The following is a 25,036-nucleotide window of genomic DNA, read 5'->3' as shown; positions in this document are numbered from 1 at the left end:
CGTGTCTATGGCTCAGTCCCGCTTTCGGTCGCCGCTGATGTCTTCTTGTCCCATGGCCTGCTGCTGCATGGCCTGCTCGACGACCCGGTCGATCGCGGCGCGCGTGTTGTCGGCGCTCGTGTCGTCGCGGCGCGTGTCGGAGTCGAGGTCGGCCGTGGCGGCCTCCACGAGCGCGATCTCCTCGTCGAGCATGGGATCGCGCAGCTTCTTCCGGTTCTTCCGGTCGCGTCGCTTCGACTTCTTCCCGGTCCGTAGGATCATCGCACCGATCCGCTCGGAGTTCGCTGCGAGGATCGGGCCGAGGATGGCCATGATGAGCACGTAGAGCCCGGCGAACGGCTGGATGCGCGCGTCGAGACCGGCGCTCAACGAGAGCGTCGCGAGGATCAGCGCGAACTCACCGCGGTTCTGGAGGATGACCGTCGTGTTGATGCCGGCCTGGGCGCCCATCCCGTTGATGCGGGCGACGAACTGCCCCGCGAGGATGTTGAGCACGATGGTCATCGCGACCGCGATGAGCACGGGGCCGACCACGGACGGGAACTTGGCCGGATCGAGCTCGAGACCGAAGTTCAGGAAGAAGAACGCGGCGAAGACGTCCCGGAGCGGGATCGCGATGTGCTCGATCTTGTTGCGGTACTTCGTGGCGCCGAGCACGAGACCGATGAGGAACGCGCCGATCGCGTCGGTCACGCCGAGGATCTCGCCGACACCGGCGAAGAGCACCGCAAGGCCGAAGAAGAGGATGGTGAAGAGCTCGTCGTCCTTGGTGCGGAACAGCCGGGAGACGAACTTCCCTCCCCACCGCGCGAGCGTGAACATCACCACGAGGAAGGTGAAGGCGATCGCGAGCTTCGCGACCACCGGCCAGAAGTCGGTCTCGCCACTCAGCACCACCGAGACGATGGCGAGGTAGATCGCGATGAAGATGTCCTCGACGACCGTCACGCCGAGGATCATCGGGGTCTCGGTGTTGGGCAGCCGTCGCAGCTCGATCAGCAGCTTGGTCACGATCGCCGACGACGACGTGGCCGTGATGCCGGCGATGATCAGGGCCTCCCGGGTGCCCCAGCCGACCCAGAAGCCGAAGGCGAGCCCGACCCCCATGTTGATGAGGATGTACGAGCCGCCGGAGATGATCAGCTTGCCGAAGTTGCCGAAGAACTCGTCCTGGTCGAACTCCAGGCCCAGGTTGAACAGCAGCAGGATGAGCCCGAAGACGGCGATGAGCTCGATGTAATGGCTCTCGAAGTCGAGGGGGAACCATCCGGTGTGCGGGCTGGCCAGCAGCCCGACGATCATGTAGATGGGTATCGCGGGGAGACCCACCAGCTTGCCGAGTCGGCCCAGCACGTACGCGACGAGCAGGAGGAGGCCGAGAACGATCAGGTCTTCGCCGAGATGCATCGGATCATCCTCCCGGCGGAGCGTCGGCGGTCACACGTGCGGGCATCTCACCGGCGCGGAAGAACGCGAACGCCTTCGCCACCTTCTCAGGAGTCCCTGCGACGACGAGGGTGTCGCCGGGGAAGACCTTGAAGTCGGGGGCGGGTGCCGGGTTGGCGGAGTCCCCGCGCACGACGGCGACGACCGTGAGGCCGACGAAGCCGCGGTCGGCGGGGGCGCCGAGCTGCTGACCCGCGATGTGGTCGTCGTAGTCGACGGTGAACCAGTCGATGCTGAGGCCCGGGATCTGGTCGAGCGCGGTCAGCGACTCGGTGATCTGGGTGCCTCCCAGAAGCTCTGCGAGCGTGTGCGCTTCGTCTTCGTTGAGGCGGAGCGACACCTTGGTGACGTCGGCGCCGTCCTCGTCGTCGGAGAACGTGATGAGGTCGCTGTGGCCGGAGCGGTGCGCGATGACGCCGACCTTGCCGCCGTCGTCTGTCACGAAGGTGTGGAGCACCCCGACCCCGGGTAGTTTGACCCGTCGAACGTCTACCATCGTCCGTCTCCATCCGCTTGAGGCGATGGTTCCAGCCTACCCGAGGCCATCCCGCCGCCGGCCCGCGGTCGCGGAGAGCGAACGCCGGATCAGCGGGTGACGAGGGCCTGCAGATTGTCCAGCTCGTTGGCGCGACCGGCGAGCAGGCGCTCGGTCCAGACGGCGTCATGCATCGGCTCCACCTGCATGATCACGCGGGTGCCTCCGTCGACCGGCTCGAGGTCGACGACCGTGAGCTGCTCGTACGGACCGTGGTCCGGCACGAAGTCGACGAGCGAGCGGTACGCGATGCGCCGCGGTCCATCGAGCTCGGTGAAGATCTTGCGGGACTCGGTCGACAACGGCATCCCGTACTGCTCCATGAAGGCGACCTGCTCGGGCGTGACGGCGGTCATCGTGTAGACGAGGTCCCCGCCCGGCCGGAGGTCGAGCTGTGTGACATCCGTCCGGAACCCCTCCGGCGCCCACCATGACGAGATCCCCTCGGCGGTGGTCCAGAGCTCCCAGACGCGGGTCGGCTCGGCGCTGATGGTTCGTTCGATGGTCTCCACGATCGTCTCCTTCGAATCTGTCGCTACACCGTGCTGGTGCGGATGTCCACACGTTATATTCGTCTAGAAGAATGTGTCAAGCACTATTCTGGAGGCATGACGATGGATGCGCAGCAGGCCCTCGCGGTCATCGGCGAGCCCACCCGCTACCGCATCGTCCAGCTGCTCGCCGAGGCGCCGCGGACGGTCGGGGAGGTCGCCGAGAGCCTCGGCGCACTCCAGCCGCAGACGACCAAGCACCTCCAGGCGCTCGAAGCCGCCGGCCTCATCCACATCCACCGGCTCGGCCGCCGCCGCGTGGCCAGCCTCGATCGGGCTGCGCTCGCTCGACTCGCCGGCCACCTGCAGGAGCTCGCCGCGGAGACAGCGGACACCGCGACCGACGACGATGCCCTCGCCGCGTACGAGCGGGCGATCGCGGAGGAGTCGGGCCGCAGCACGGCGAACGACGATCGGGCGGTCCGACTGGAGCGCCTCCTCCCCGCCGCTGTCGCCGACGTTTGGGCGGCCTGGACCGACCCCGCTCTCGCAGCGCAGTGGTGGGCACCCCGTCACTTCACCGTTGCGGAATGCGAGATCGCCCCGACGCCGGGCGCACCGGTGCGGCTCGTGCTGCGGGAGGGCGACGATGCGGAGTACACGTCGGCCGGACGCGTCGTCGAGGTCTCCCCCGCCACCCGGCTCGTCTACGAGCTCGCGCCGGTCGGCCCCGCAGGTGCACCGCTGTTCCAGGCCGTGCACACGGTGGAGTTCACTCCTGTTCCGCGCGATGGCGCGGCCACGCGCGTGACGCTCGACATCGACGTCTCCGCCGTCGCAGAAGGAGCCGCTCCCGCCGTCGCCGGCATCCGGCTCGGCTGGGAGCAGCTCCTCGACGCGTTGGCCGCCCTGGTCAGCCGTCGGTAGGCGTCGCCTTCGGTGCACGCGCACGCGGTGCCGCCTTGGTGGTCGGCGCCGCCGCGTTCGCCGCAGCCGCGGCCTTGTCGACGTCGACGATGTCCGGCGCCTCCAGGCGCACCCGGTCGGCCGACTGGTCGTCGGGCTGCAGCTGGCTCTCGCGCTCGGCGATGACCCGCTTGAGGTAGGTCTGCACCTCGCGGTCCTCGCGAGCGGCGTCCCAGCCGAGCACCCCGGCCATGAGGGAGGCCGCCACCGGCGCGGCCGAGACCCCGCGGTCCCACGCTTCGATCGAGATGCGCGTGCGGCGGGCGAGCACGTCCTCCAGGTGCAGGGCGCCCTCGTGGCTGGCCGCGTACACGACCTCGGCCCCGACGTAGTCGTCCGCGCCCGGCAGCGGCTCGGCGAGGGAGCGGTCCTGCCGGATGAGCGCGAGGATGTCCTCGGTCATCGTGCCGTACCGGTTGAGGAAGTGCTCGACGCGGGCGATGTGGAGGTCGTTGTCGGCGGCGATGCGCGCGCGGCGGTTCCAGGCGGCCTGATATCCCTCGGCGCCGACGAGCGCGATCTCGTCCGTCGTGCTCTCGGGGATCTTGCCGTCGAGGGCGTCGACCGCGGCATCGATGGCGTCCTTGGCCATGATCCGATAGGTCGTCCACTTACCGCCGGCGATGACGACGAGGCCCGGCACCGAGTGCGCGACCAGGTGCTCGCGCGAGAGCTTCGACGTCTGCTCGGACTCGCCCGCGAGGAGCGGACGGAGACCCGCGTAGACGCCCTCCACGTCCTCGCGCGACAGCGGGACGTTGAGCACCTCGTTGACGTGCGCGAGCAGGTAGTCGATGTCGGCCGCCGTCGCGGCGGGGTGCGCCTTGTCGAGGTGCCAGTCGGTGTCCGTCGTGCCGATCAGCCAGTGCCGGCCCCACGGGATGACGAAGAGCACGCTCTTCTCGGTGCGTAGCAGCAGGCCCATCTTCGACTGGAAGCGGTCCCGCGGGACGACGAGGTGGATGCCCTTGGACGCGCGCACCTTGAACTGGCCGCGCTCTCCGACCATCGACTGCGTGTCGTCGGTCCAGACGCCCGTGGCGTTGACGACCTGCTTGGCGTGGATCTCGAACCGCTCGTCGGTCTCCAGATCGCGCGCCTGCACGCCGACGACGCGCTCGCCGACCTTGAGGAAGCCCTCGACGCGGACGCGCGGCGCGACGTGCGCGCCGTAGTGCGCGGCCGTGCGGGCGAGGTTCGCCACATAGCGGGCGTCGTCGACCTGCGCGTCGTAATAGGTGATGCCGCCGACCAGCGCGTTCGGGGCGATGCTCGGGATGGCCTTGAGCACCTGCCGCCGGCTGAGGTGACGGTGGTGCGGGACCCCCGGCGGACGCAGGCCCGTGTAGGAGAAGATGTCGTACAGCATCATCCCGGCGCCGATGTAGACCCGCTCGAAGACGCGCTTGTGCAGCGGGTAGAGGAAGCGGACCGGCTTCACCAGGTGGGGCGCGACGCGCTGCAGCAGCAGACCGCGCTCGATGAGCGCCTCCCGCACCAGCCGGAAGTCGAGCTGCTCGAGGTACCGGATGCCGCCGTGCACCAGCTTGGAGGAGCGACTGGAGGTGCCGGAGGCGAAGTCGCGCGCCTCCACCAATCCCACCGAGAGGCCGCGGGTGACCGCGTCGACCGCGCTCCCCGTGCCGACGATGCCGCCGCCGACCACGAGGATGTCGAGCTCGGTCTCCTTCAGTGCCGCGATCGCGGCGGCTCGCTCGGCCGGGCCGAGCCGTGACGGGTAGGTCACAGCCGGGTCGGACGTGGATCGTGATTCAACCATCGTTGCCTCCCTCTCCTCGGCCGCCTTCGGCCGCGGGTCTAGTGCGCTTGGTACGGTGCGACGACGACCTCGACGCGCTGGAACTCCTTCAGGTCCGAGTATCCCGTCGTCGCCATGCTGCGGCGCAAGGCTCCCACCAGATTCGCAGTCCCCTCGGCGACGGGCGCCGGGCCGTACAGGATCTCCTCCAGCGGGGCGACCTGCCCGACCTGCACGCGGTTGCCGCGCGGGAGGTGCGGGTGGTGCGCCTCGGCACCCCAGTGCCAGCCGCCGCCGGGCGCGTCGGTCGCGCGGGCGAGCGTCGAGCCGAGCATGACGGCGTCGGCGCCGCAGGCGATCGCCTTGACGATGTCGCCCGAGCTGCCGAGTCCGCCGTCGGCGATGACGTGCACGTAGCGGCCGCCCGACTCGTCCATGTAGTCGCGGCGCGCGCCGGCGACGTCCGCGACGGCGGTCGCCATCGGGGCGTGGATGCCGAGTGTCGAGCGGGTCGTGGAGGCCGCGCCTCCACCGAAGCCGACCAGCACGCCGGCCGCGCCGGTGCGCATGAGGTGCAGGGCCGCGGTGTACGTGGCGGCGCCGCCGACGATGACGGGCACGTCCAGCTCGTAGATGAACTTCTTGAGGTTGAGGGGCTCGACGCCCTTCGACACGTGCTCGGCCGAGACGGTGGTGCCGCGGATGACGAAGAGGTCGACGCCGGCGGCGACGACGGTCTCGTAGAGGTCCTGGGTGCGCTGCGGCGACAGGGCGCCCGCGACGGTGACGCCCGCCTCCCGGATCTCGGCGAGGCGGCGGGTGACGAGCTCGGGCTTGATCGGCTCGGCGTAGATCTCCTGCATGCGCGCGGTCGCCTTGGCGGCCGGGAGCTCGCGGATCTCGGCGAGCAGCGGCTCCGGGTCCTCGTAGCGGGTCCAGAGACCCTCGAGGTCGAGGACGCCCAGGCCGCCGAGCTGGCCCATCATGATCGCCGTGGTGGGCGAGACGACCGAGTCCATCGGGGCGGCGAGGAACGGGATGGAGAACTGGTAGGCGTCGATGCCCCAGGACACCGAGACGTCCTCGGGGTCGCGGGTGCGCCGGCTGGGCACCACCGCGATGTCGTCGAAGGCGTACACGCGGCGAGCGCGCTTGGCGCGCCCGATCTCAATCTCCATGCTCACCAGCCCAGTCTATGGCCCGCCCCTCGCCCGGCCCACCTGCCGCTTGTCGGGAGCGCCTGGCAGAGTGGAGGGATGACCGTCGACGCCGAGCCCCTGGACCGTCTCCGCCAGCGCACCAGCGAGAAGTGGCGCGCCTACCCCTCCGACGTGCTCCCGCTGTTCGTCGCCGAAATGGACTACCCGCTGGCGGAGCCGATCGCCGCCGCCCTGCACGCGGCGATCGACCGCTCCGACACGGGCTACGTCGGCCCCGAGCGTGGGATGGAGACGGCCTTCGCCGAGCACGCCCGCGATAGGTGGGGGTGGGGGGTCGACCAGGCCCGCGTACGGACCTCGACCGACATCGGCGTCGTGGTGGTCGAGGCCCTGCGCCGGCTGATCGCACCCGGGGACCGGGTCGTCATCACACCTCCGGTCTATCCACCGTTCTTCTCCTACGTGCCGGAGGCCGGCGGCGTGGTCGAGGAGGTCACCCTCGTCGACCACGGCAGCACCTGGTCGCTCGACCTGCCGGGGCTGGAGCGCGCGTTCGCCGAGGGAGCGCGCGCGCTCCTCCTGTGCAACCCGCACAACCCGCTCGGCCTGGTGCACCCCCGTGAGGACCTCGTGGCGGTCGCCGAGCTCGCGGACCGGTACGGCGTCCGCGTCGTGAGCGACGAGGTGCACGCCTCGCTGACTCACCGCGACGCGACCTTCACCCCGTTCCTGAGCGTGTCGGACGCCTCGCGCCGCGTCGGCATCGCGGCCCACTCGGCCAGCAAGGCATGGAACCTCGCCGGGCTCAAGTGCGCCTTCTTCGTGACGGCCGGCGACGAGATGGCAGCGCTCGTCCGCGACCTGCCCATCGAGATCGAGGAGCGCACGAGCCTGTTCGGCCGAATCGCGACCGCGGCCGCCTATCGCGAGGGGATGCCGTGGCTCGACGGTGCGCTCGACGCGATCGAGGGCAACCGCCGCCTCCTCGCCGACCTGCTCGCCGCGCACGTCCCCGAGGCCCGCTACCGCGAACCGCGCGCGAGCTATCTCGCCTGGGTCGACTTCAGCGCGCTCGGCTGGGGCGACGACCCCGCCCAGCGCATCCTCACCGACACGAAGGTGGCGCTGGGCAACGGTCCGGCCTTCGGCAGGCCGGGCATGGGGCACGCGCGGATCAACCTGGCCTGCTCCCCCGAGGTGCTGACCGAGGCCGTGACCCGGATCGGGCGGATGCGCGACTAGCGCGCCCGCGCGACCCGGGCCTCGTCCCAGACCGGCTCGTCCGCCTCGTAGACCTCGCCGTCGGCGCCGAACACCAGGAACCGGTCGAAACCGCGCGCGAACCAGCGGTCGTGCGTCACGGCGATGACGGTGCCCTCGTAATCGGCGAGACCCTCTTCGAGCGCCTCCGCCGACACGAGGTCGAGGTTGTCGGTCGGCTCGTCGAGCAGCAGCAGGGTCGCGCCCGACAGCTCGAGCAGGAGGATCTGCAGGCGCGCCTGCTGGCCGCCCGAGAGCGACTCGAAGTTCTGCTCGGCCGACGCCGCGAGTCCGTAGCGGTCGAGCACACGGCTCGCCGCCTCCCGCGGCATCCCGTCGCGGCGGTCGTCGCCGCGGTGCAGGATGTCGAGCAGGCTGCGGCCGACCAGTTCGGGATGCTCGTGCGCCTGGGCGAAGAGCCCCGGCGCCACGCGCGCGCCCAGCTTCGCCGCGCCGGTGTGCGGCACCGGAGCGCCCGAGTACTCGGCTGAGGCGAGGTGCCCTGCCCCCGGATCCGGGTCGGTCCCGCCCGCCGCGAGCAGGCGCAGGAAATGCGACTTGCCGGAGCCGTTGGAGCCGAGCACGGCGACGCGCTCGCCGAACCAGATCTCGCCGTCGAACGGGCGCATGAGCCCGGTCAGCTCCAGGCGGTGCAACTCGGCGACCCGGCGCCCGGTGCGCGCGCCGGTGAGGCGCATCCGCACGTTCTGCTCGCGCGGGCGCGCCTCGGGCGGTCCTGCGGCTTCGAACTTCGCGAGGCGCGTCTGCGCCGCCTGGTACGCGTTCGCGAGATCGGAGTTGTACTTCGCCTTCTCTTTGAACCGCAGCACGAGCGCCTTCAGCTTGACGTGCTCCTCGTCCCAGCGCCGGCGCAGCTCCTCGAGTCGCGCCATGCGCTCCTCCCGCGCCTGGTGGTAGCCGCCGAAGCCGCCGCCGTGCGTCCACGTGCTGTTGCCCGCCGCGCCGAGCTCCAAGGTCACGATGCGGTCGGCCGCGTTCGCGAGCAGCTCGCGGTCGTGCGAGACCAGCAGCACGGTCTTGGGCGTGGCCCGCAGCTGCTCCTCGAGCCATCGCTTCGCGGGCACATCGAGGTAGTTGTCCGGCTCGTCGAGCAGGAGCACCTGCTCCGGGCCGCGCAGCAGCGCCTCCAGCACCAGGCGTTTCTGCTCGCCCCCGGAGAGGGTGCGGACGGACCGGTACTGGGCGCGCTCGAACGGGAGCCCGAGCGCGGTGACCGTGCAGTTGTCCCAGACGACCTCCTGGTCGTAGCCGCCGGCGTCCGCGTACTCGGCGAGCGCGTTCGCGTAGCGCAGCTGGGTGTCGGTCTCGTCGCGCTCGATGATGGCCTCCTCGGCCGCCGTGAGCGCTTCGGCCGCGCGGCGGACCGCCGCCGGCGCGACGCCGACGAGCAGGTCGCGCACGGTGCGATCGTCGCGCACGTGCCCGACGAACTGGTCCATCACCCCGAGGCCGCCGTCGATCACGACGCCTCCGGATTCGGGGCGCAGCTCGCCGCGGATGATGCGCAGGAGGGTGGACTTGCCGGCGCCGTTCGCGCCGATCAGAGCGGAGACGGTGCCGTCGCCGACGCGGAACGAGACGTCGTCGAGCAGCGGCCGCCCGTCGGCGAGTGTGTACGAGACGCCGGAGACGTCGATGTGACCCACGGTGGAACTCCTGGAGGGCTGGTGATGATGCGCCTCGCCGGTGGGCAAAGCCTTCCAGGATAGACGAAGCCGCCGCCCGCGTCGAGCACGGGCGGCGGCTTCGGGAAGTGCGTCTCTAGCGGCGGTAGTTCGGCGCCTCGGAGACCATCTGGATGTCGTGCGGGTGCGACTCCTTCAGGCCGGCCGGGGTGATGCGGACGAACTTGCCCTTCTCCTTGAGCTCCGGGATGGTGCGCGCGCCGACGTAGAACATCGACTGGCGCAGCCCGCCGAGGAGCTGGTACGCGACAGCGGAGAGCGGGCCGCGGTACGGCACCTGCCCCTCGATGCCCTCGGCGATCAGCTGCTCGTCGCTCGGCACGTCCGCCTGGAAGTAGCGGTCGCGGGAGTACGAGGTCTTCTTGCCGCGGGTCTGCATCGCACCGAGCGATCCCATGCCGCGGTAGTTCTTGTACTGCTTGCCGTTGACGAATACCAGGTCGCCGGGCGACTCGGTGGTTCCGGCGAGCAGCGAGCCGAGCATGACGCTGTCCGCACCGGCGACGAGGGCCTTGGCGATGTCACCCGAGTACTGGAGGCCGCCGTCCGCGATGAGCGGGACGCCCGCGGGGCGAGCGGCCAGCGAGGACTCGTAGACCGCAGTGACCTGCGGCACGCCGACACCGGCGACGACGCGGGTTGTGCAGATGGAGCCGGGGCCGACGCCGACCTTGATGGCGTCCGCACCGGCGTCGATCAGGGCCTGCGCGCCGGAGCGCGTCGCGGCCTGACCGCCGATCACGTCGACGTGCGAAGCGCGCGGCTCGTGCTTGAGCCGGCTGATGATGTCGAGCACACCGCGGCTGTCGCCGTTCGCTGTGTCGACGACGATGACGTCGACCCCCGCGTCGATGAGGGTCATCGCGCGCTCCCAGCCGTCGCCGAAGAAGCCGATGGCCGCGCCGACGCGCAGGCGGCCCTCGTCGTCCTTGGTGGCGAACGGGTACTTCTCGCTCTTGTCGAAGTCCTTCACCGTGATGAGGCCGCGGAGCTTGCCGTCGGCGTCCACCAGGGGGAGCTTCTCGATCTTGTGCTCGGCGAAGATCGCGACCGCGGAGTCCGGGTCGATGCCGACCGGCGCCGTGATGAGCGGCTGCCGCGTCATGACGTCGCGCACCAGGGTCGTAGAGCGCTCGAACGGCGAGACGAACCGCATGTCGCGGTTGGTGATGATGCCGACGAGCGAGCCGTCGCTCTCGATCACCGGGAGACCGCTGACGCGGAACTGACCGCAGAGGATGTCGACCTCTTCGACCGTCGCGTCCGGCGTGGTCGTCACCGGGTTCGTGATCATGCCCGACTCCGAGCGCTTCACCTTGTCGACATGCGCCGCCTGGTCCTCGATGGAGAGGTTGCGGTGGATGATGCCGATGCCGCCCTGACGTGCCATCGCGACCGCCATGCGGGACTCGGTGACGGTGTCCATCGCGCTCGAGAGCAGCGGGGCGGCCAGTGAGATGCGCTTGGTCAGGCGCGTCGAGGTATCAGCCTCGCTCGGGATGACGTCGGTGTGCCCGGGGAGCAGCATGACGTCGTCGTAGGTCAAACCGATGAATCCGAACGGATCCGCCTGGTCCATTTCACCCCTATCAAGATGCGCGTATGTGGATGTCCCATGGTAACGGCTGCGCCTGGTCCTCTATTCCGAATCGGCTGAGCGCGGGCTCAGAGCACGCGGGAGAGGAAGTTGCGCGTGCGCGGACTCGTCGCTCCGTCGACCGTGAGGCGGTCGGAGGCGCCCGTCTCGACGATGCGTCCCTCCTCCATGAACACGAACCGGTCGCACACCTCACGGGCGAAGCCGATCTCGTGCGTGACGATCACCAGGGTCATGCCGGTGGAGGCCAGACCCTTGATCACATCGAGGACTTCGCTCACCAGTTCGGGGTCGAGCGCGCTGGTCGGCTCGTCGAAGAGCATGAGCTTGGGGTGCATGGCGAGGGCGCGGGCGATCGCGACGCGCTGCTGCTGACCGCCCGAGAGCTGCGCCGGGTAGGCGTCGGCCTTGTGGTCGAGCCCGACCTGGCGCAGTAGCTCATGCGCCTCGGCGATCGCCTCCGCCTTCGGGCGTCTCAGCACGCCGACGGGAGCCTCGATCACGTTCTGCAGCACGGTGAGGTGGGCGAACAGGTTGAAGCTCTGGAACACCATCCCGATCTCCTGGCGCTGCCGGGCCTCGGCGCGGCCCGAGAGCTCGCGCATGACGCCCTTGCGGGGCTTCCAGCCGAGCTCCTCGCCGTCGAGCACGATGCGGCCGCGGTCGATGCGCTCGAGCATGTTCATGCAGCGCAGGAGGGTGCTCTTGCCGGCACCCGACGGCCCGAGCAGCACCACGGTCTCGCCGCGCTCGACCTCCAGGCTGACGTCGTCGATGACGGTCACGTCGTCGTAGCGCTTGGTGACGTCGGTCACCTGCAGGAAGGGGCTCATGCGCGGTTCTCCTTCGGCGTGGCGTCGGTGGGCGCCGCGCTCTCGGCGGCGGTGTCGTCCGGGGTGGCGGAGTCCGGGAGGACCGGCTCCACCTCGATGGTGCGCCGGCCGACGCGCGAGGGGGACGAACGCAGGGCGCGCTCGATGAAGAACTGCCCGACGGACAGGATCGAGACGACGATCATGTACCAGAGCGTCGCCACGATCAGCAGCGGCACGATGCGGAAGTTCGACGAGTAGATCTGCTGGACCGAGTACATCAGGTCGGGCACGGCGATGAAGGCGACGAGGGAGGTCGACTTCAGCAGGTTGATGGTGTCGTTCGCGATCGGCGGGAGTGCGACCCGGAACGCCTGGGGGAAGACGATCTTCATCATGGTGCGGGTGCGCGTCATCCCGAGCGCGACGGCCGCCTCGCGCTGACCGGCGGGCACCGACTGGATGGACGCCCGGAGCACCTCGGACGTGTACGCGGCCTGCTGCAGAGAGAAGGTCACAATGGCGGCGACCAGCGGGTTGATGAGCTCCTGGGTGTTGATCGACAGGAACACCGGCCCGTACGGGATGCCGATGTCGATGGTCGGCCAGAGCAGCGACAGGTTGAACGTCAGCACCAGCAGCACCAGCAGCGGGATCGACCGGAAGAACCAGACGTACAGCCAGGCGAGCCCGCGCAGCACCGGGTTGTCGGAGAGCCGCATCGTGGCGAGCAGCGCGCCCAGGATGACGGCGACGACGATGGAGACCGCGGTGATGAGCAGCGTGCGGCCGAGACCGGCCAGCACGTCGTAGTTCAGGAAGTACTGCCCGATGGTCGGCCAGTCCAGGGCCTGGTTGAACGCCAGGCCCTGGAGCCAGCCGAGCAGGAGGAGCACGAGCAGGGCGGCGACCACCCAGCGCATGATGTGGCGGTTGGGGATGTGCGGCGCGAGGGCCGCCGATCCCTGTTCGTGTTCGGGCATGAGGGTGCTGTTACTCTCCGACGTTGGGGTCCGGGTTGACTTCTGCCTTGTCGATGGCGTCGCCCTCGACCCCGTACTTCTTGAGGATCTTCGTGTACTCGCCGTTGGCGATGAGCTCGTTGATGGAGTCGGCGAGCGCCTGCGCCATCCCGTTGCCCTTCTTGGTGGCGATGCCGATGAGGACGAACTGGTACTTCGGGCCGCCGATCGAGAACTGGCCGGACGACTGCTTCGAAATGTACCCGAGGTTGGTCAGCGTCGCGGTCGTCGCGTCGACCTGCTTGCTGCTGACCGCGAGGGTCGCAGCGCCCTGGTCGGCGAAGGTCTGGACGTTGATCTCCTTCTTGCCCGCAGCGGTGCACTTCGTTGACTGCTCCTGCAGCACCGGGATGGCGCTGTCAGCCGCGACGACGGAGATCTTCAGGCCGCACAGGTCGTCCATGCTCGTACCGAGGTCGGCGCCCTTGAGCCCCATGAACTGGTAGTGGTCCTCCAGGAAGGACACCTGGTCGAACGTCTTCTCGCGCTCGGCGGTGACGTCGGCGCCGAAGGCGCCGAAGTAGTTGCCGCTGTTGACGCCGAGGAGCGCGTTCTCGAAGGAGTCCTGCTTGAGGGTCACCTTGGTGGCCCAGGGTCCGCCGACGGCGGTGGCGAGGTCGGTGCTGATGCCGACGATCTTGCCGCCGTCGAGGTAGGCGTATGGCGGGTACCCGGTGACGGCCGGCGCCACCAGGTCCTTGCCCGCGAACGACGACGGCAGTTCGACCGTCGCCGTCGAGGGCGTGGAGGAGGCGGAACCCGACGAGGATGCCGGGGTGCTGCTGCAGCCGGTGAGCAGCGCGGCCGCTGCCGCCGCGATGCCGATGCCCGCCGCGAGGGGGCCGCGGCGGAGGGAACGTGTGATCGTCATTCGATTCTCCCGATGGTGAGTTTCTTCAGTCCGATGGTGCGGGTCTCCTGGCACGCCGCCGCGAACTCCTCGAGTCCGCTGGTGATCGACGCCCAGATGGTGCAGGGGGTCCAGCCGAGCGGGCCGAAGATCCGGCCGCCCTTGCCGTAGAAGATGCCGACCTCCCACAGCTCGAAGTCCAGCCCGGCCATGAGCTCCTTGGGCTGGAAGAACCAGACCAGGTCGCCCGCGGCGGGGATGACCTGCTGGTTCTCCGCCGGGAGGGCGGTCGGGTCGAACGTCTGCGCGCTCTGCGGCAGCCCGAACATGATCTCGGGGCCGGCGTACATCGCGTGCATGACATCGTCGCTCACGGGCGACTCGAGTGCGCTCCAGATCGCCTCGGCGGTCTTCGGCGCGGCGTCGAGCAGCAGGGTCGCTTCGGCGCGCGGGCCGCCCTCGAACTCGAGGAAGATGCGCTTGGGGGTCGTGCTCACACGAACTCCTTGTCTCTAGTGGTGGATGCGGCACGCCGGCGGTATCCGTCGGCGGCCGCGATGAAGGGCGCGAGCAGGCGCGTCGCGTGGGCGCGCCCCTCCACGCCTGGCATCTTCTCCGGGTGCCACTGCACCGCCCGGAGGAAACGCGAGGTGTCGGTCCCGGCCACGGCCTCGATCGTGCCGTCCTCGGCCCGGGCGGCGATGGCCAGCCCGGCGCCGAGGCGGTCGATCGCCTGGTGGTGGATCGAGTTCACGACGCCGTCGTCGGGCAGGGAATCCGCGACCCAGCCGGCACCGTCCACGATCCGGTGCCGGCTGAGCCGCTCCTCCCCGCTCCCGACAGCGGGGTGGTCCGAGGTGTGCGGGAGGTCGGCGACGAGCGTGCCCCCGCGGTGGACGTTGAGGAGCTGCAGGCCGCGGCAGATGCCGAAGACGGGCATCCCGATCCGCTGGGCCTCGGTGAGGATCGCGTGCTCGGTCGCGTCGCGGGGACCGGAGGCCACGTCCTGGCCGCCCGAGAGGAGGACGCCGTCGACGCGGGAGAGGAGTGCGGGCACGTCCGGGTCGACGACGTCGGGGACGAGCAGCGGGATGCCGCCGGCGGCCTGGACGCTGTCGGCGTACTCGCCGCCGAGCGTGTAGAGGTCGGTCTGCGCGCCGAGTCCCGTCGCGAGCGCGCGGCGCCAGACCGTGACGGCGATGATCGGGCCGGTCATGCGCCCAGCTCGATCCAGGTGCTCTTCACGTCGGTGTACTTGTCCACCGCGTGGGCGCCCTTGTCGCGGCCGAATCCGCTCGCACCGACACCGCCGAAGGGCATCGACATGTCGCCCTCCTCGTAGCAGTTGACCCAGACGGTCCCGGCCCGCAGGCGTCGGGAGACCAGGTGGGCGGCCGAGAGATCGCGCGTCCAGAGCCCGGCGCCCAACCCGAACGGCGTGCCGTTGGCCACCGCGACCGCCTCGTCGACGCTGTCGACCGCGATGACCGAGAGCACCGGGCCGAACACCTCGACCTGGGCGATCTCCATCTCCGGGCGGACGCCGGTGAGCACGATCGGGGCCAGGTAGCTGCCGTGGCCGGTGCCGATGTCGTGGCGGGAGGTGGCCCCCGCGGCGAGCGTCGCCCCGTCGGCGAGCGCGCGCTCCACGAAGCCCAGGATGCGCTCGAGCTGCCGCTCGCTCACCACGGCTCCGCTCGGTGCGTCCCCGCTGAGCGGGTCGGCCGGCGCCATCGCCGCGGCCTGGGCGACCGCCGCCTCCACCGCCCGGTCGTGCACGTCGCGGAGGACGACCATGCGCGACGACGCGCTGCACATCTGCCCCTGGTTGTAGAAGGCGCCCCACGCCGTCGAGCGGCCGGCGGCCTCCACGTCGGCATCGCTCAGGATGACGGAGGCGGACTTGCCGCCGAGCTCCGGCCAGACGCGCTTGCCGTTGGACTCCGCCGAGTAGACGAGGAAGCGGCGGCCGACGCCCACCGACCCGGTGAAGGTGAGCACGTCCACGTCGGGGTGGCGGCCGAGGGCCTCGCCGACCGTGTCGCCCCGGCCCGGGATGACGTTGAGCACCCCGGCGGGCAGCCCCGCCTCGAGCGCGAGCTCGCCGAGCCGGAGTGCCGAGACCGTGGTCTGCTCCGCGGGCTTGAGGACCACGCTGTTGCCGGCGACGAGGGCGGGGCCGAGCTTCCAGGCCGTCATCGTGAGGGGGAAGTTCCAGGGGACGACGGCGCCGACCACGCCGGCGGGCTCGCGGGTCACCAGGGCGAGCGCGTCGGGAGTGGCCTCCGGAGCCTCCCCCGGCAGCTTGTCGGCCAGCTGGCCGTACCAGCGCAGGCACTGGGCGACCGCGCGCAGCTCGACGCCGCGGGCGTCCTGCACGGGCTTGCCCATCTCGAGCGAGATCCGCAGTGCGAGCTCGCGGGCGTTCTGCTCGACGAGGTCGCCGAAGCGGACCAGCACGCGTCCGCGCTCGATCGCCGCCCGCCGTGACCAGACGCCGCTCTCGAAGGCGGCGCGCGCCGAGCGGACGGCAGCGTCGACGTCGGAGGCGGTCCCGTCGGCGACGACCGCCAGAACGGAGCCGTCGCGCGGGCTGACGAGGTCGAACCCGGTGGGGGCGTCGGAGAGGAGCCGGCGGCCGCCCACGAGCGGCGCGGTGTCCCAGTTCAGGTTCTCCGCCTCGTGCTGCCAGGTGTCTCGCATTGCCGCCCTCTCTCCATTGGTTGAAGTGAGGTTATGCGTTAACGGCCACTATCGCAATCACAAATTTAGGTTTCGGCCACTTCTGCAACAAGATGTTTACAAATCAGCCACATCCGGCAACTCGGCGACGAGCATCGGACCGCGCCGGACGGGAGCGAGCACGACCGACGTCTGCGCTGCCGTGACGCCCAGAGCGGCGACGTCCTCGGTGAGGAACCGGTACAGGGCGTGCTCGTCCTCGACGACGCAGTCGACCAGCAGCTGGGTGGCCCCGGTGCAGGCGGCGCAGAAGCGCACGGAGGGATGCCGCCCGAGCGCCTCCCCCACCGCCTCCACGCGGTCGGGAGAGACCTGCAGCCAGGTGAGCGCCTCGACGCGCAAGCCGTGCAGGGCCGGACTGATCTCGGTGCGCACGTGCAGCACGCCGGCGCCGAGCAGGGCGTCGAGCCGCCGCTTCACCGTCGGAGGGGTGACGCCGATCCGCTCCGCCACGTCGCTCGCCGTGGCCCGCCCGTCCTCGGCGAGCACCGCGACCAGCCGGTCGTCGTCCGCCGAGAGCGCCACACGCCCGCTCGCGCGCGGGGCCGGTTCCTCCCCGTTGCGCAGCTGCGCCAGCACGGCCGGTGGGAGCGGGATGGCCGTCCAGTCGAAGCCGGAGCGGAAGAACTTGAGCACCGTCCCGACGCGCACCGACACCAGGTGGTCGAGCTCGGGGAGCTCCTCCACCACCAGCCGGGCGCTCTCCTCCGGTGTGCGCGGCATGAGCTGGCAGATCACGTCTGCGCCGCTCTCGAGCACAGACACGCTCGACGCGTCAGGGCGGGTGGCGAGGGCCTGCGCGACCGCGACCGCCCGGCCCGGCCGCGTGCCGATCTGGATGACGAGCGGACGTGCATCCCCCACCATCGTCGTATCGAGATAGGTGGAGACGCGCACGGCGCCCACGTCGAGCAAGCGCTGCCCGCGGCGCGCGATCGTGCGCACCGGAGCGTCGATCACCTTGGCGATGAGCCCCCAGCTGGCGCGCCCGTTCGCCTGGAGCGCCGCCGCGATGCGGGAGTCGAGTTCGTCGAAGTCGGTGGAGATGGCCACGCCCCTACGCTAGCCGGGCATCCCGGCGCACGCCGCGAGCGGAGACGATCATGTCCACACTGAGCACGACGAGGGCCAGCCAGACGATCCCGAAGCCGAGCCACCGCTCGGGCGGCATCGCCTCGTGCAGCACGAACACGCCGACCATGAACTGGATGAGCGGCGTGACGTACTGCACGAACCCCATGTAGACGAGCGGGAGACGCCGGGAGGCCGCGGCGAAGAACAGCAGCGGCACCGCCGTCACGACGCCCGCGCCGGCGAGCGCGATCGTGTGCCACGTGCCGTACGCGCCGAGGGTGATCCCCGTGGTCATCCCCACGATGACCAGCTGCACGATGGCGACCGGTGTGAGCCACATCGTCTCCAGCGTGAGCCCGGAGACCGCGTCGACCGACGGCCCGACGCGCTTCTTGATGAGGCCGTAGAAGCCGAACGAGAACGCCAGCACCAGCGCGATCCACGGGAAGGCGCCGTAGCCGACCGCGAGGACGATCACGGCCACGGCGCTCAGCGCGACCGCGACCCACTGGGCCGGTCGCAGGCGCTCGCGCTGCACGAGCACGCCGAGCAGGACGGTGACGATCGGGTTGATGAAATAGCCGAGGGCGGCCTCCACCACGTGGCCGGTGACCGTGGCCAGCACGTAGGTCTGCCAGTTGACGTAGATCAGCGCACCCGCGAGGGCCATCGTGAACAGGATGCGCGGCGAACGGATCAGCGCGACCAGCGGACGCCACGCCCGCGTGACCGTGATCAGGAGGGCGCAGAACACCAGCGAGAAGACGACGCGCCAGGCGACGATCTCCCACGCCGTCGTGGGTGCCAGGGCGATGAAGTAGAGGGTGAGGACGCCCCACAGGACGTGCGCCGAGAGGGCGAAGACCAGTCCGGAGGTGCGGCGGTCGGTCGTGGGAGCAGGCGGTGTCACCCGACAGACTCTAGCGACCCCGGCCGACAGACGAGAACGGCCCGGATGCCAGAAGGCATCCGGGCCGGACGTGAGACGGGGTGCGTCAGCGGACGACGACCGCGAGCACGTCGCGGGCCGAGAGGACGAGCAGGTCCTCGCCGCCGAACTTGACCTCGGTGCCACCGTACTTGGAGTAGATGACCTTGTCGCCGACGGCGACGTCGAGGGGGATGCGGTTGCCGTTGTCGTCGATGCGGCCGGGGCCCACGGCGACGACTTCGCCCTCCTGCGGCTTCTCCTTGGCGGTGTCGGGGATGACCAGACCGGACGCAGTGGTCTGCTCAGCCTCGACCTGCTTGATGACGATGCGATCTTCGAGCGGCTTGATGGAGACCGACACGTTGACCCCTTTCCTATGACAAACGGTGTCTTGACAGAAGACGTGAGTTAGCAGCCTCGCACTGCGAGTGCTAACGAGAGTCTAGAGGGTGCGTTAGCAGTCACGCAACGTGAGTGCCAAGAGGTAGCGTGTGGGTCATGGAACGGTCCGAATTCGTCGAACTGCTGAGCTCGGAAGGGCTCCGTCTGCTCGACTCCCTGCCCCCGTACCGGACCGAGAAGGACGTGCTGCGTCTCGTCACCGACCTGCGCAAGCGGGGGCACTCCCCCGGCCTGGTCGCCGCCGTCCTCACCCAGTCGAAGCTGCGGCGCAAGGCCGTCGCGAAGTTCGGCGATTTCGCCTCCCGGATGCTCTTCACCGAGGCCGGCCTGGAGCAGGCGACGCGGCTCTCGGTGGCCGCCCGGCACGCCGGCCGCTTCCGCACGGCGGGCATCCGCCGCGTGGCCGACCTCGGCTGCGGGATCGGTGGAGACGCCCTCGCCTTCGCCGCGATCGACCTGGAGGTGACCGCCGTCGAAGCGGACGAGGTCACCGCGGCCATCGCCGCCTACAACCTCGCTCCGTTCCCGTCCGCGACCGTCGTGCACGGTCGCGCCGAGGAGACCGACCTGCGCGCCGTCGAGGGCGTCTTCCTCGATCCGGCCCGCCGGACGGCGGGACACGCGCAGACCGAGCGGCTGACCGATCCCGACGACTACACGCCCTCGCTCGGCTTCGCCTACGAGATCGCGACCGGGCGCTCGGTCGGGATCAAGCTCGGTCCCGGATTCGACCGCGACCTCATCCCCTCGAACGCCGAGGCCCAGTGGATCTCGTCCGACGGCCAGGTGGTCGAGCTCGGCCTGTGGTTCGGCGCGCTCGCGCGGAGCGGGACCCGTCGCGCGGCACTCGTCCTGCGCGGCGACGACGCCCACGAGCTGACGGCGGAGGCCGACAGCGAGGATGCCGAGACCGGCGACCTCGGCGAATACCTCTACGAGCCGGACGGCGCGGTGATCCGCGCCCGGTTGATCGGCGACCTGGCCCGCTCGCTCGGCGGACGCATGGTCGCCGACGGCATCGCCTACATCACGGCGGACGCCGCGGTGGAGACGCCGTTCGCCGCCGGGTTCCGGGTGCTCGAGACCCTCCCATACGGCGAGCGCGACCTCAAGCGCGCGCTGCGCGACCGCGGCATCGGCACCCTGGAGATCAAGAAGCGCGGCGTGGATGTCGACCCCGCCGCGCTCCGCAAGCGCCTCGCGCTCAACGGCGACCGGTCGGCGACCCTGATCCTCACCAGGATCGCCGGACGGCACACCGCGCTGCTGGCCGAGCGGCTCTGAGGCCGCCCGGCGCCGCGACCCGCGTCAGTACGTGTTGTAGTTGGCGGAGAAGCTCGCGAACAAGATCGCCAACCCGATCCAGACGATGATCGCGATCGCGATGCTCACGAAGCCCAGGATGAGGCCGGTGAGCCAGAATCCCTTCGCCTGCGGCTCCTTGCTCCGGCCGAGGAAGCCGAGCACGACCGCCGCGATGCCGAACAGCACGCCGATGCCCCAGGCGATGTTGAGCACGATGCCGACGATGCCGCCGATGAGCGAGAGGATGCTCAAGATGGGCGTCTTCGTGGGCGCCGCATAGGGCTGGGCGTACCCGGGGGCAGGCTGACCATAGGCCGGCGCGCCATAGCCGGGAGCCGGGGGCTGCTGACCGTACGGCTGCTGCGGCTGACCATACGGCTGCTGCGGCTGGCCGTAGGGCTGCTGAGGCTGAGCATAGGGCTGCTGCGGCGGCTGGCCGTACTGCGGCTGCTGACCGTACGGCTGCTGCGGCTGCTGCGGCTGCTGGCCGTACGGGGCCTGCGGCTGCTGGCCGTAGGCGGGAGCGGCGGGCGGGGCGACCGGCGGCACGGAGCCCGCGTCGGGGGCGGGTGCAGCAGGAGGGGCGGGCGGCGCTACGGGAGCCGACTCGGTGGCCGGGACCACGGGCTCCGCGGGCGGGACCGCTCCGTTCTGGGCGTCGGGGTCCGTGGGGCCGGCGGGCGCGTTCGGATCGGTCATGTTCCGCATCTCCTTCTAGCTACGGGAATTTCTGGGAACTCCCTGGGCCATCCCATCGTCCCAGCGGGGCCGCGGGGTGTCAACGACTAGCGGGCCACCTGGATCTCGGTGACGGGCAGCGTCGAGTCGGCGCCGAAGGTGAGCTCGCTCGGCTCGCGTCCGGCCATCACCAGCTGCGCGCCGAGGGCGGCGATCATCGCCCCGTTGTCGGTGCAGAGCGAGAGCGCCGGGATGCGCAGCGCGATGCCCGCCTCGCGGGTCCGCTCCGCCGCCAGCTGACGCACGCGCGCGTTGGCGACGACGCCCCCGCCGAGCAACAGGCGCGGGACGCCGTGGTCGCGGCAGGCGGCGACGGCCTTGGTCAGCAGCACGTCGACGACGGCCTCGCGGAAGCTGGCGGCCACGTCGGCGACGGGCACCTCCTCCCCCGCGTCCTGCCGCTGCTCGACCCAGCGGGCGACCGCGGTCTTCAGCCCCGAGAACGAGAAGTCGTAGCGGTGCTGCTCGAGGTCCTTGGGCTTCGTGAGCCCGCGGGGGAACCGGATCGCGCGGGGGTCGCCGTCGGCGGCCACCCGGTCGATCTGCGGTCCACCCGGATACGGCAGCCCGAGCACGCGGGCCACCTTGTCGAAGGCCTCGCCCGCCGCGTCGTCGATGGTCTCGCCGAGCAACTGGACGTCCGAGACCAGATCGCGCACGAGGAGCAGGGAGGTGTGACCTCCCGAGACCAAGAGGGCGATCGTCGGCAGCTCCACCGGGTGGCCCGGGCCGCCCGACGCGTCCAGGAGATCGGCGCCGACGTGGCCGACGAGGTGGTTCACCGCGTACAGCGGTTTGCCGAGCGACACGGCGAGCGCCTTCGCCGCGCCGACCCCGACCATCAGCGCGCCCGAGAGGCCCGGTCCGCTGGTCACGGCGATCGCATCGACGTCCGCCAGCTCGATCCCGGCGTCCGCCACGGCCGTGCGGAGGGTCGGCGTCAGGGCCTCCAGGTGGGCGCGCGCAGCGACTTCGGGGACCACGCCGCCGTAGCGCGCGTGCTCGTCCATGGAGGACGCGATGGTGTTGGCGAGCAGCGTCGTGCCGCGCACGATCCCGACGCCGGTCTCGTCGCAGGAGGTCTCGATGCCGAGCACCAGGGGTTCGTCGCGGTTCATGCGATCGTCGTCTCCGGGGTCGGGACGGTGAGACGCATCACGATGGCGTCCACGCCGTCCGGCTGGTAATACTGCGGCCGCACCCCGATCTCCTCGAAGCCGAGGGAGAGGTACAGCGCCTGCGCGCCCGGGTTGTCGGCGCGCACCTCGAGGAAGATCTCGCGGGCGCCGCGCGAACGCGCCTCGCCGATCAGCGCGTTCATGAGCGTCCGCGCGAGGCCGTGACGGCGGGCGTGGGGCGCGACGGCGATGGTCTGGATGTCGCCCTCGCCCGCGCCGCGCGGCGCCAAGAGTCCGGCGTAGGCGTCGATCTGCTCCGGCTCGCCGGGCGGGAACGCGACGAGGTAGTAGCCGTGCTGGCCGGTGACCTCGGAGCGCATCGACCGCTCGGACCACGCGTCGTTGACGAACAGCGCCCGCTCCAGCTCCATGATCGCCGGGACGTCCGTCTCGGCGGCGCGGCGCAGCTCCCAGGCGGTCACGCGCTCACCCGCTTCGGCCCGGCGGAGAGCGTCACATCGGGCGAACGGAGGTAGAGGGGCTCGTCCGCGTCGAACGGCCGCTTGTTGGCGTAGCGGATCTCGGCGATCATCCCGAGCCGTCCCGCGCTCACCACGGTCGCGTCGACGCGGGCGATCCCGGAATGCGGGAGTTCGTCGGGCTTGCCGAGGCCCGGTCCGTCGAGCCGGATGGGGAGGCCGAGCTCGTCGACACCGCTGTAGGCCGTCCAGTACCGCTCGCGCCGGCGGGCGTCGCTCACCACCAGGAGCGGTCCCTCCTGACCCGCGGCGAATCGCTCCGCGGCGATGGCGTCGTGGCTGACGACGGGCACCAGCGGCCGCCCGGCGCCGATCGCGAAGGCCTTCGCCGCGGCGATGCCGACACGCAGGCCCGTGAACGGACCCGGCCCCATCCCCGCCACCACGCCCGAGAGCGCGGACACCGGTACGCCGGAGAGCTCGAGGGCCTCGCGGATCAGGGTGCCGATCACCTCGGCGTGCCGCATCGTGTCGGCCTCGACGACCTCGGACAGCACACCGGCGTCCCGGTCGACCACGGCGACGCTCGTCCCGGAGGAGGTGTCGATGGCGAGAAGCATGCCTCCAGCCTAGGCGTCCTGCGCCCGCGTCACGCCGTCCAGCGCGGGCCGAACCCGGTGATGGTGACGGTACGGGGCTCGTCGGCATCCAGTTCGTCGTCCTCGTCGTCCGTCGCGTCGACGTCCGAGGCGTCCGCGCCGGTCGGCCGCTCGATGACGACCTCCAGCCACGATTCGGCGACGCCGTCGAGCATCCCGCTCCCCCACTCCACGACGACGACCGACCCGGCGAAGTCGATGTCGAGGTCGTCCAGCTCGAGCGCGCTCGACAACCGGTACGCATCGACGTGGACGAGCGGTACGCCGCCGATCAGGCTGGGGTGCGTGCGGGCGAGCACGAAGGTCGGACTCGTGACGGGCCCGCGGACGTGGAGGCCTTCGCCGATCCCGCGGGTGAGCGTGGTCTTCCCGGCGCCGAGCGGCCCGGTCAGCACCAGGAGGTCACCCGGGCGCAGGATGGACGCCAGCTCGACACCGAGCGCGTGCATCTCCTCCCGCGTCGCGACGACCCGCGTCGCGGGCGGCTCGACGGATTCGGCGACGCTCATCGTCCGCCCCGGAAGGTGCGCCGGACGCGGCCGTCGAGCCGGGTCACGATCTCCCAGCTGATGGTGCCGCACGCGTCGGCCCAGTCGTAGGCCGACGGGACGCCGGTCGCAGGATCCCCGAACAGCACGACCTCGTCGCCGACCGCGACCTCCAGGTCGCCGACGTCGACGACGAACTGGTCCATCGCGACGCGGCCCGAGATGGTGAACGGACGCCCGGCGATCGCGACCGGCGCGACGTTCGAGGCGCTGCGCGGGATGCCTTCGGCATACCCGAGGGGGACGAGGGCGAGCGTGGTCTCGCGCTCCGTGCGATACGCGTAGTCGTAGGAGACGCCCTTGCCCGCGGGGACGCGGCGCACGGCCGCGACCCGGCCGCGGACGGTCATCACGGGGCGGAGCCCGAGCGACCGCCCGGACTCGGCGCCGTAGGGCGAGAGGCCGTAGATCGACAGGCCGAGCCGCACGAGGTCGTAGCGGGACTCCGGGAGGGCGATCGCGGCGGCGCTGGCCGCGATGTGGCGCAGCTCCGGCTCGACGCCCGCCGCGGCGGCGCGGGCCAGGCCGCGCTCGAACACCGCGATCGCGGCGCGGTCGTCGTCGTCGGAGGCGTTGGACAGGTGGCTGAAGATGCCGCGGACGCGGATCACGCCCTCCTCCTCCAGCTCGTGCGCGCGCGTGAAGACGGCGTCCCACTCCTTCTCCGCGACGCCGTTGCGGCTGAGGCCGGTCTCGACCTTGATGTGCACGGCGAGCGGAGCGACGGTCCGAGCGGCGTCGGCCGCGACCTCCAACTGCGCCAGCGAGGAGATCCCCACATCCACGCCCGCGTCGGCCGCCAGGCGGAAGTCCTCATCGGGATCGTGCAGCCACGCCAGCACGGGCGCATCGATCCCTGCGTCGCGCAGCTGCAGGGCCTCGGCGAGGTCGGCCACGCCGAGCCAGTCCGCGCCGCCCGCGAGGGCCGCCCGGGCCGACGCGACCGCGCCGTGTCCGTACGCGTTCGCCTTGACCACCGCCATGACGTGCGGCGTGCCGACGTGCGCGCGCATCCGCTCGACGTTCGCGGTCAGCGCGTCGAGGTCGACCTCGAGTTCGCGGAACGCGCTCACGAGGCCGTCTCCGCGATGACGAACGCCGTCGCGATCCCGGCATCGTGCGACATCGACACGTGGATGTGCGCGATCCCGCGCTCGCGCACCTGGCGCTCGACCACGTTGTGCAGCACGAATCCGGGGTTCCTCTCCTCGTCGGGCACGATCTCCATGTCGTGCCAGCGCACGCCCTCGGAGCCGCCCAGCGCCTTGATCAGCGCCTCTTTCGCGGCGAAGCGGGCCGCGAGCGAATGCACGGGGAGCCCGCGCTCCGCCTCGGTGAAGAGGCGTTCACGCAGCTTCGGCGTGCGCTCGAGCGACCGCGCGAATCGCGCCAGGTCGACGACGTCGACACCGATGCCGGCGATCACGTTGCGACCG

Annotated in this window: 26 protein-coding genes; 3 read left to right on the top strand and 23 right to left on the bottom strand. The window is 70.9% G+C overall.

Going from position 1 to position 25,036, the window contains the following annotated elements; all coding sequences use genetic code 11:
* Positions 1–12: 12 nt before the first annotated feature.
* The 3 genes from HNR14_RS13580 to HNR14_RS13570 all read right to left on the bottom strand — a co-directional run bounded on the left by HNR14_RS13580 (position 13) and on the right by HNR14_RS13570 (position 2,493).
* Entirely contained in the window at positions 13–1,407 is a 1,395-nt protein-coding gene (locus HNR14_RS13580; protein ID WP_021762891.1) for a cation:proton antiporter, read from the bottom strand.
* Between the two features lie 4 nt (positions 1,408–1,411).
* The gene (locus HNR14_RS13575; RefSeq protein WP_021762890.1) at positions 1,412–1,942 is read right to left on the bottom strand and encodes a cation:proton antiporter regulatory subunit; all 531 of its coding nucleotides are present in this window, start codon (positions 1,940–1,942) and stop codon (positions 1,412–1,414) included.
* An 89-nt stretch (positions 1,943–2,031) separates the two neighbouring features.
* Positions 2,032–2,493 (bottom strand): SRPBCC domain-containing protein, encoded by a 462-nt coding sequence (locus HNR14_RS13570; protein WP_179701463.1) that lies wholly within the window; start codon positions 2,491–2,493, stop codon positions 2,032–2,034.
* A 96-nt stretch (positions 2,494–2,589) separates the two neighbouring features.
* On the opposite strand from HNR14_RS13570, the gene HNR14_RS13565 reads away from it, so the two are divergent.
* A complete protein-coding gene (locus HNR14_RS13565) occupies positions 2,590–3,399 on the top strand; it encodes a metalloregulator ArsR/SmtB family transcription factor (protein WP_179701462.1) in 810 nt (269 codons plus the stop codon).
* Here the strand turns inward: HNR14_RS13565 and HNR14_RS13560 are convergent.
* Together HNR14_RS13560 and HNR14_RS13555 are read right to left on the bottom strand one after the other, a co-directional pair.
* The gene (locus tag HNR14_RS13560) at positions 3,386–5,218 is read right to left on the bottom strand and encodes a glycerol-3-phosphate dehydrogenase/oxidase (protein WP_179701461.1); all 1,833 of its coding nucleotides are present in this window, start codon (positions 5,216–5,218) and stop codon (positions 3,386–3,388) included. The genes HNR14_RS13565 and HNR14_RS13560 overlap by 14 nt on opposite strands.
* Positions 5,219–5,256: 38 nt before the next feature.
* Positions 5,257–6,375 carry a GuaB3 family IMP dehydrogenase-related protein gene (locus HNR14_RS13555; RefSeq protein ID WP_179702665.1) on the bottom strand — a complete coding sequence of 373 codons (1,119 nt, stop codon included), beginning with the start codon at positions 6,373–6,375 and terminating at the stop codon, positions 5,257–5,259.
* Positions 6,376–6,453: 78 nt separating this feature from the next.
* Between HNR14_RS13555 and HNR14_RS13550 the strand changes: the two genes are divergently transcribed.
* Positions 6,454–7,599, top strand: coding sequence for a MalY/PatB family protein (locus tag HNR14_RS13550; RefSeq protein WP_179701460.1), 1,146 nt, complete (start codon positions 6,454–6,456; stop codon positions 7,597–7,599).
* Here HNR14_RS13550 and HNR14_RS13545 read toward each other — a convergent pair.
* The 11 genes from HNR14_RS13545 to groES form a co-directional block, all read right to left on the bottom strand.
* The gene (locus tag HNR14_RS13545; protein WP_179701459.1) at positions 7,596–9,284 is read right to left on the bottom strand and encodes an ATP-binding cassette domain-containing protein; all 1,689 of its coding nucleotides are present in this window, start codon (positions 9,282–9,284) and stop codon (positions 7,596–7,598) included. The genes HNR14_RS13550 and HNR14_RS13545 overlap by 4 nt on opposite strands.
* Before the next feature lie 115 nt (positions 9,285–9,399).
* The gene (gene guaB / locus HNR14_RS13540) at positions 9,400–10,902 is read right to left on the bottom strand and encodes an IMP dehydrogenase (RefSeq protein ID WP_179701458.1); all 1,503 of its coding nucleotides are present in this window, start codon (positions 10,900–10,902) and stop codon (positions 9,400–9,402) included.
* Between the two features lie 86 nt (positions 10,903–10,988).
* On the bottom strand, positions 10,989–11,753 hold the full coding sequence (locus tag HNR14_RS13535; RefSeq protein WP_021763079.1) for an amino acid ABC transporter ATP-binding protein: 765 nt from the start codon (positions 11,751–11,753) through the stop codon (positions 10,989–10,991).
* A complete protein-coding gene (locus tag HNR14_RS13530; protein ID WP_218875046.1) occupies positions 11,750–12,715 on the bottom strand; it encodes an amino acid ABC transporter permease in 966 nt (321 codons plus the stop codon). The genes HNR14_RS13535 and HNR14_RS13530 overlap by 4 nt, the downstream gene beginning before the upstream one ends.
* A gap of 10 nt (positions 12,716–12,725) precedes the next feature.
* Positions 12,726–13,625: a transporter substrate-binding domain-containing protein gene (locus HNR14_RS13525; protein WP_179701457.1), complete on the bottom strand. Its 900-nt coding sequence runs from the start codon at positions 13,623–13,625 to the stop codon at positions 12,726–12,728.
* Entirely contained in the window at positions 13,622–14,101 is a 480-nt protein-coding gene (locus HNR14_RS13520) for a DUF3830 family protein (protein ID WP_021763076.1), read from the bottom strand. Before HNR14_RS13520 ends, HNR14_RS13525 begins: the two co-directional genes overlap by 4 nt.
* Positions 14,098–14,820, bottom strand: coding sequence for a gamma-glutamyl-gamma-aminobutyrate hydrolase family protein (locus HNR14_RS13515; protein ID WP_179701456.1), 723 nt, complete (start codon positions 14,818–14,820; stop codon positions 14,098–14,100). The genes HNR14_RS13520 and HNR14_RS13515 overlap by 4 nt, the downstream gene beginning before the upstream one ends.
* Positions 14,817–16,307 carry an aldehyde dehydrogenase family protein gene (locus HNR14_RS13510; protein WP_179701455.1) on the bottom strand — a complete coding sequence of 497 codons (1,491 nt, stop codon included), beginning with the start codon at positions 16,305–16,307 and terminating at the stop codon, positions 14,817–14,819. The genes HNR14_RS13515 and HNR14_RS13510 overlap by 4 nt, the downstream gene beginning before the upstream one ends.
* Before the next feature lie 96 nt (positions 16,308–16,403).
* Positions 16,404–17,399, bottom strand: a complete 996-nt coding sequence (locus tag HNR14_RS13505; protein ID WP_021763073.1) for an Lrp/AsnC family transcriptional regulator — start codon at positions 17,397–17,399, stop codon at positions 16,404–16,406.
* Between the two features lie 4 nt (positions 17,400–17,403).
* A complete protein-coding gene (gene rarD, locus HNR14_RS13500; RefSeq protein ID WP_021763072.1) occupies positions 17,404–18,330 on the bottom strand; it encodes an EamA family transporter RarD in 927 nt (308 codons plus the stop codon).
* 85 nt (positions 18,331–18,415) lie between these two features.
* Positions 18,416–18,712 (bottom strand): co-chaperone GroES, encoded by a 297-nt coding sequence (gene groES, locus HNR14_RS13495; RefSeq protein ID WP_021763071.1) that lies wholly within the window; start codon positions 18,710–18,712, stop codon positions 18,416–18,418.
* A 137-nt stretch (positions 18,713–18,849) separates the two neighbouring features.
* On the opposite strand from groES, the gene HNR14_RS13490 reads away from it, so the two are divergent.
* The gene (locus HNR14_RS13490; protein WP_179701454.1) at positions 18,850–20,037 is read left to right on the top strand and encodes a THUMP-like domain-containing protein; all 1,188 of its coding nucleotides are present in this window, start codon (positions 18,850–18,852) and stop codon (positions 20,035–20,037) included.
* A gap of 24 nt (positions 20,038–20,061) precedes the next feature.
* On the opposite strand, the gene HNR14_RS13485 is transcribed toward HNR14_RS13490, so the two are convergent.
* From HNR14_RS13485 to HNR14_RS13455, 7 genes are all read right to left on the bottom strand, one after another.
* Positions 20,062–20,757 (bottom strand): DUF4190 domain-containing protein, encoded by a 696-nt coding sequence (locus tag HNR14_RS13485; RefSeq protein WP_179701453.1) that lies wholly within the window; start codon positions 20,755–20,757, stop codon positions 20,062–20,064.
* An 86-nt stretch (positions 20,758–20,843) separates the two neighbouring features.
* Entirely contained in the window at positions 20,844–21,914 is a 1,071-nt protein-coding gene (tsaD, locus tag HNR14_RS13480; RefSeq protein WP_179701452.1) for a tRNA (adenosine(37)-N6)-threonylcarbamoyltransferase complex transferase subunit TsaD, read from the bottom strand.
* Entirely contained in the window at positions 21,911–22,345 is a 435-nt protein-coding gene (rimI, locus tag HNR14_RS13475; RefSeq protein ID WP_051337028.1) for a ribosomal protein S18-alanine N-acetyltransferase, read from the bottom strand. Before rimI ends, tsaD begins: the two co-directional genes overlap by 4 nt.
* 47 nt (positions 22,346–22,392) lie before the next feature.
* Positions 22,393–23,013, bottom strand: a complete 621-nt coding sequence (gene tsaB / locus HNR14_RS13470; RefSeq protein WP_179701451.1) for a tRNA (adenosine(37)-N6)-threonylcarbamoyltransferase complex dimerization subunit type 1 TsaB — start codon at positions 23,011–23,013, stop codon at positions 22,393–22,395.
* A gap of 29 nt (positions 23,014–23,042) precedes the next feature.
* Positions 23,043–23,561: a tRNA (adenosine(37)-N6)-threonylcarbamoyltransferase complex ATPase subunit type 1 TsaE gene (tsaE, locus tag HNR14_RS13465; RefSeq protein ID WP_179701450.1), complete on the bottom strand. Its 519-nt coding sequence runs from the start codon at positions 23,559–23,561 to the stop codon at positions 23,043–23,045.
* Positions 23,558–24,613, bottom strand: a complete 1,056-nt coding sequence (gene alr / locus HNR14_RS13460) for an alanine racemase (protein ID WP_179702663.1) — start codon at positions 24,611–24,613, stop codon at positions 23,558–23,560. Before alr ends, tsaE begins: the two co-directional genes overlap by 4 nt.
* A gap of 56 nt (positions 24,614–24,669) precedes the next feature.
* Positions 24,670–25,026, bottom strand: coding sequence for a holo-ACP synthase (locus tag HNR14_RS13455; protein WP_021763741.1), 357 nt, complete (start codon positions 25,024–25,026; stop codon positions 24,670–24,672).
* Positions 25,027–25,036 lie beyond the last annotated feature (10 nt).

The organism is Leifsonia naganoensis (assembly GCF_013410615.1).
GTDB classification, from domain to species: domain Bacteria; phylum Actinomycetota; class Actinomycetes; order Actinomycetales; family Microbacteriaceae; genus Leifsonia; species Leifsonia aquatica.
Note: the sequence above shows the minus strand (reverse complement) of the source record. Positions and strands in the feature narration are given on the sequence as shown.

What these genes read in the sequence shown, in the direction of transcription:
- HNR14_RS13580 (WP_021762891.1), bottom strand. Translation starts at nt 1,407, where the DNA reads ATGCATCTCGGCGAAGACCTGATCGTTCTCGGCCTCCTCCTGCTCGTC.
- HNR14_RS13575 (WP_021762890.1), bottom strand. Translation starts at nt 1,942, where the DNA reads ATGGTAGACGTTCGACGGGTCAAACTACCCGGGGTCGGGGTGCTCCAC.
- HNR14_RS13565 (WP_179701462.1), top strand. Translation starts at nt 2,590, where the DNA reads ATGACGATGGATGCGCAGCAGGCCCTCGCGGTCATCGGCGAGCCCACC.
- HNR14_RS13560 (WP_179701461.1), bottom strand. Translation starts at nt 5,218, where the DNA reads ATGGTTGAATCACGATCCACGTCCGACCCGGCTGTGACCTACCCGTCA.
- HNR14_RS13555 (WP_179702665.1), bottom strand. Translation starts at nt 6,375, where the DNA reads ATGGAGATTGAGATCGGGCGCGCCAAGCGCGCTCGCCGCGTGTACGCC.
- HNR14_RS13550 (WP_179701460.1), top strand. Translation starts at nt 6,454, where the DNA reads ATGACCGTCGACGCCGAGCCCCTGGACCGTCTCCGCCAGCGCACCAGC.
- guaB (WP_179701458.1), bottom strand. Translation starts at nt 10,902, where the DNA reads ATGGACCAGGCGGATCCGTTCGGATTCATCGGTTTGACCTACGACGAC.
- HNR14_RS13535 (WP_021763079.1), bottom strand. Translation starts at nt 11,753, where the DNA reads ATGAGCCCCTTCCTGCAGGTGACCGACGTCACCAAGCGCTACGACGAC.
- HNR14_RS13530 (WP_218875046.1), bottom strand. Translation starts at nt 12,715, where the DNA reads ATGCCCGAACACGAACAGGGATCGGCGGCCCTCGCGCCGCACATCCCC.
- HNR14_RS13525 (WP_179701457.1), bottom strand. Translation starts at nt 13,625, where the DNA reads ATGACGATCACACGTTCCCTCCGCCGCGGCCCCCTCGCGGCGGGCATC.
- HNR14_RS13515 (WP_179701456.1), bottom strand. Translation starts at nt 14,820, where the DNA reads ATGACCGGCCCGATCATCGCCGTCACGGTCTGGCGCCGCGCGCTCGCG.
- HNR14_RS13510 (WP_179701455.1), bottom strand. Translation starts at nt 16,307, where the DNA reads ATGCGAGACACCTGGCAGCACGAGGCGGAGAACCTGAACTGGGACACC.
- HNR14_RS13490 (WP_179701454.1), top strand. Translation starts at nt 18,850, where the DNA reads ATGGAACGGTCCGAATTCGTCGAACTGCTGAGCTCGGAAGGGCTCCGT.
- HNR14_RS13485 (WP_179701453.1), bottom strand. Translation starts at nt 20,757, where the DNA reads ATGACCGATCCGAACGCGCCCGCCGGCCCCACGGACCCCGACGCCCAG.
- tsaD (WP_179701452.1), bottom strand. Translation starts at nt 21,914, where the DNA reads ATGAACCGCGACGAACCCCTGGTGCTCGGCATCGAGACCTCCTGCGAC.
- rimI (WP_051337028.1), bottom strand. Translation starts at nt 22,345, where the DNA reads ATGGAGCTGGAGCGGGCGCTGTTCGTCAACGACGCGTGGTCCGAGCGG.
- tsaB (WP_179701451.1), bottom strand. Translation starts at nt 23,013, where the DNA reads ATGCTTCTCGCCATCGACACCTCCTCCGGGACGAGCGTCGCCGTGGTC.
- tsaE (WP_179701450.1), bottom strand. Translation starts at nt 23,561, where the DNA reads ATGAGCGTCGCCGAATCCGTCGAGCCGCCCGCGACGCGGGTCGTCGCG.
- alr (WP_179702663.1), bottom strand. Translation starts at nt 24,613, where the DNA reads ATGCGCGCGCACGTCGGCACGCCGCACGTCATGGCGGTGGTCAAGGCG.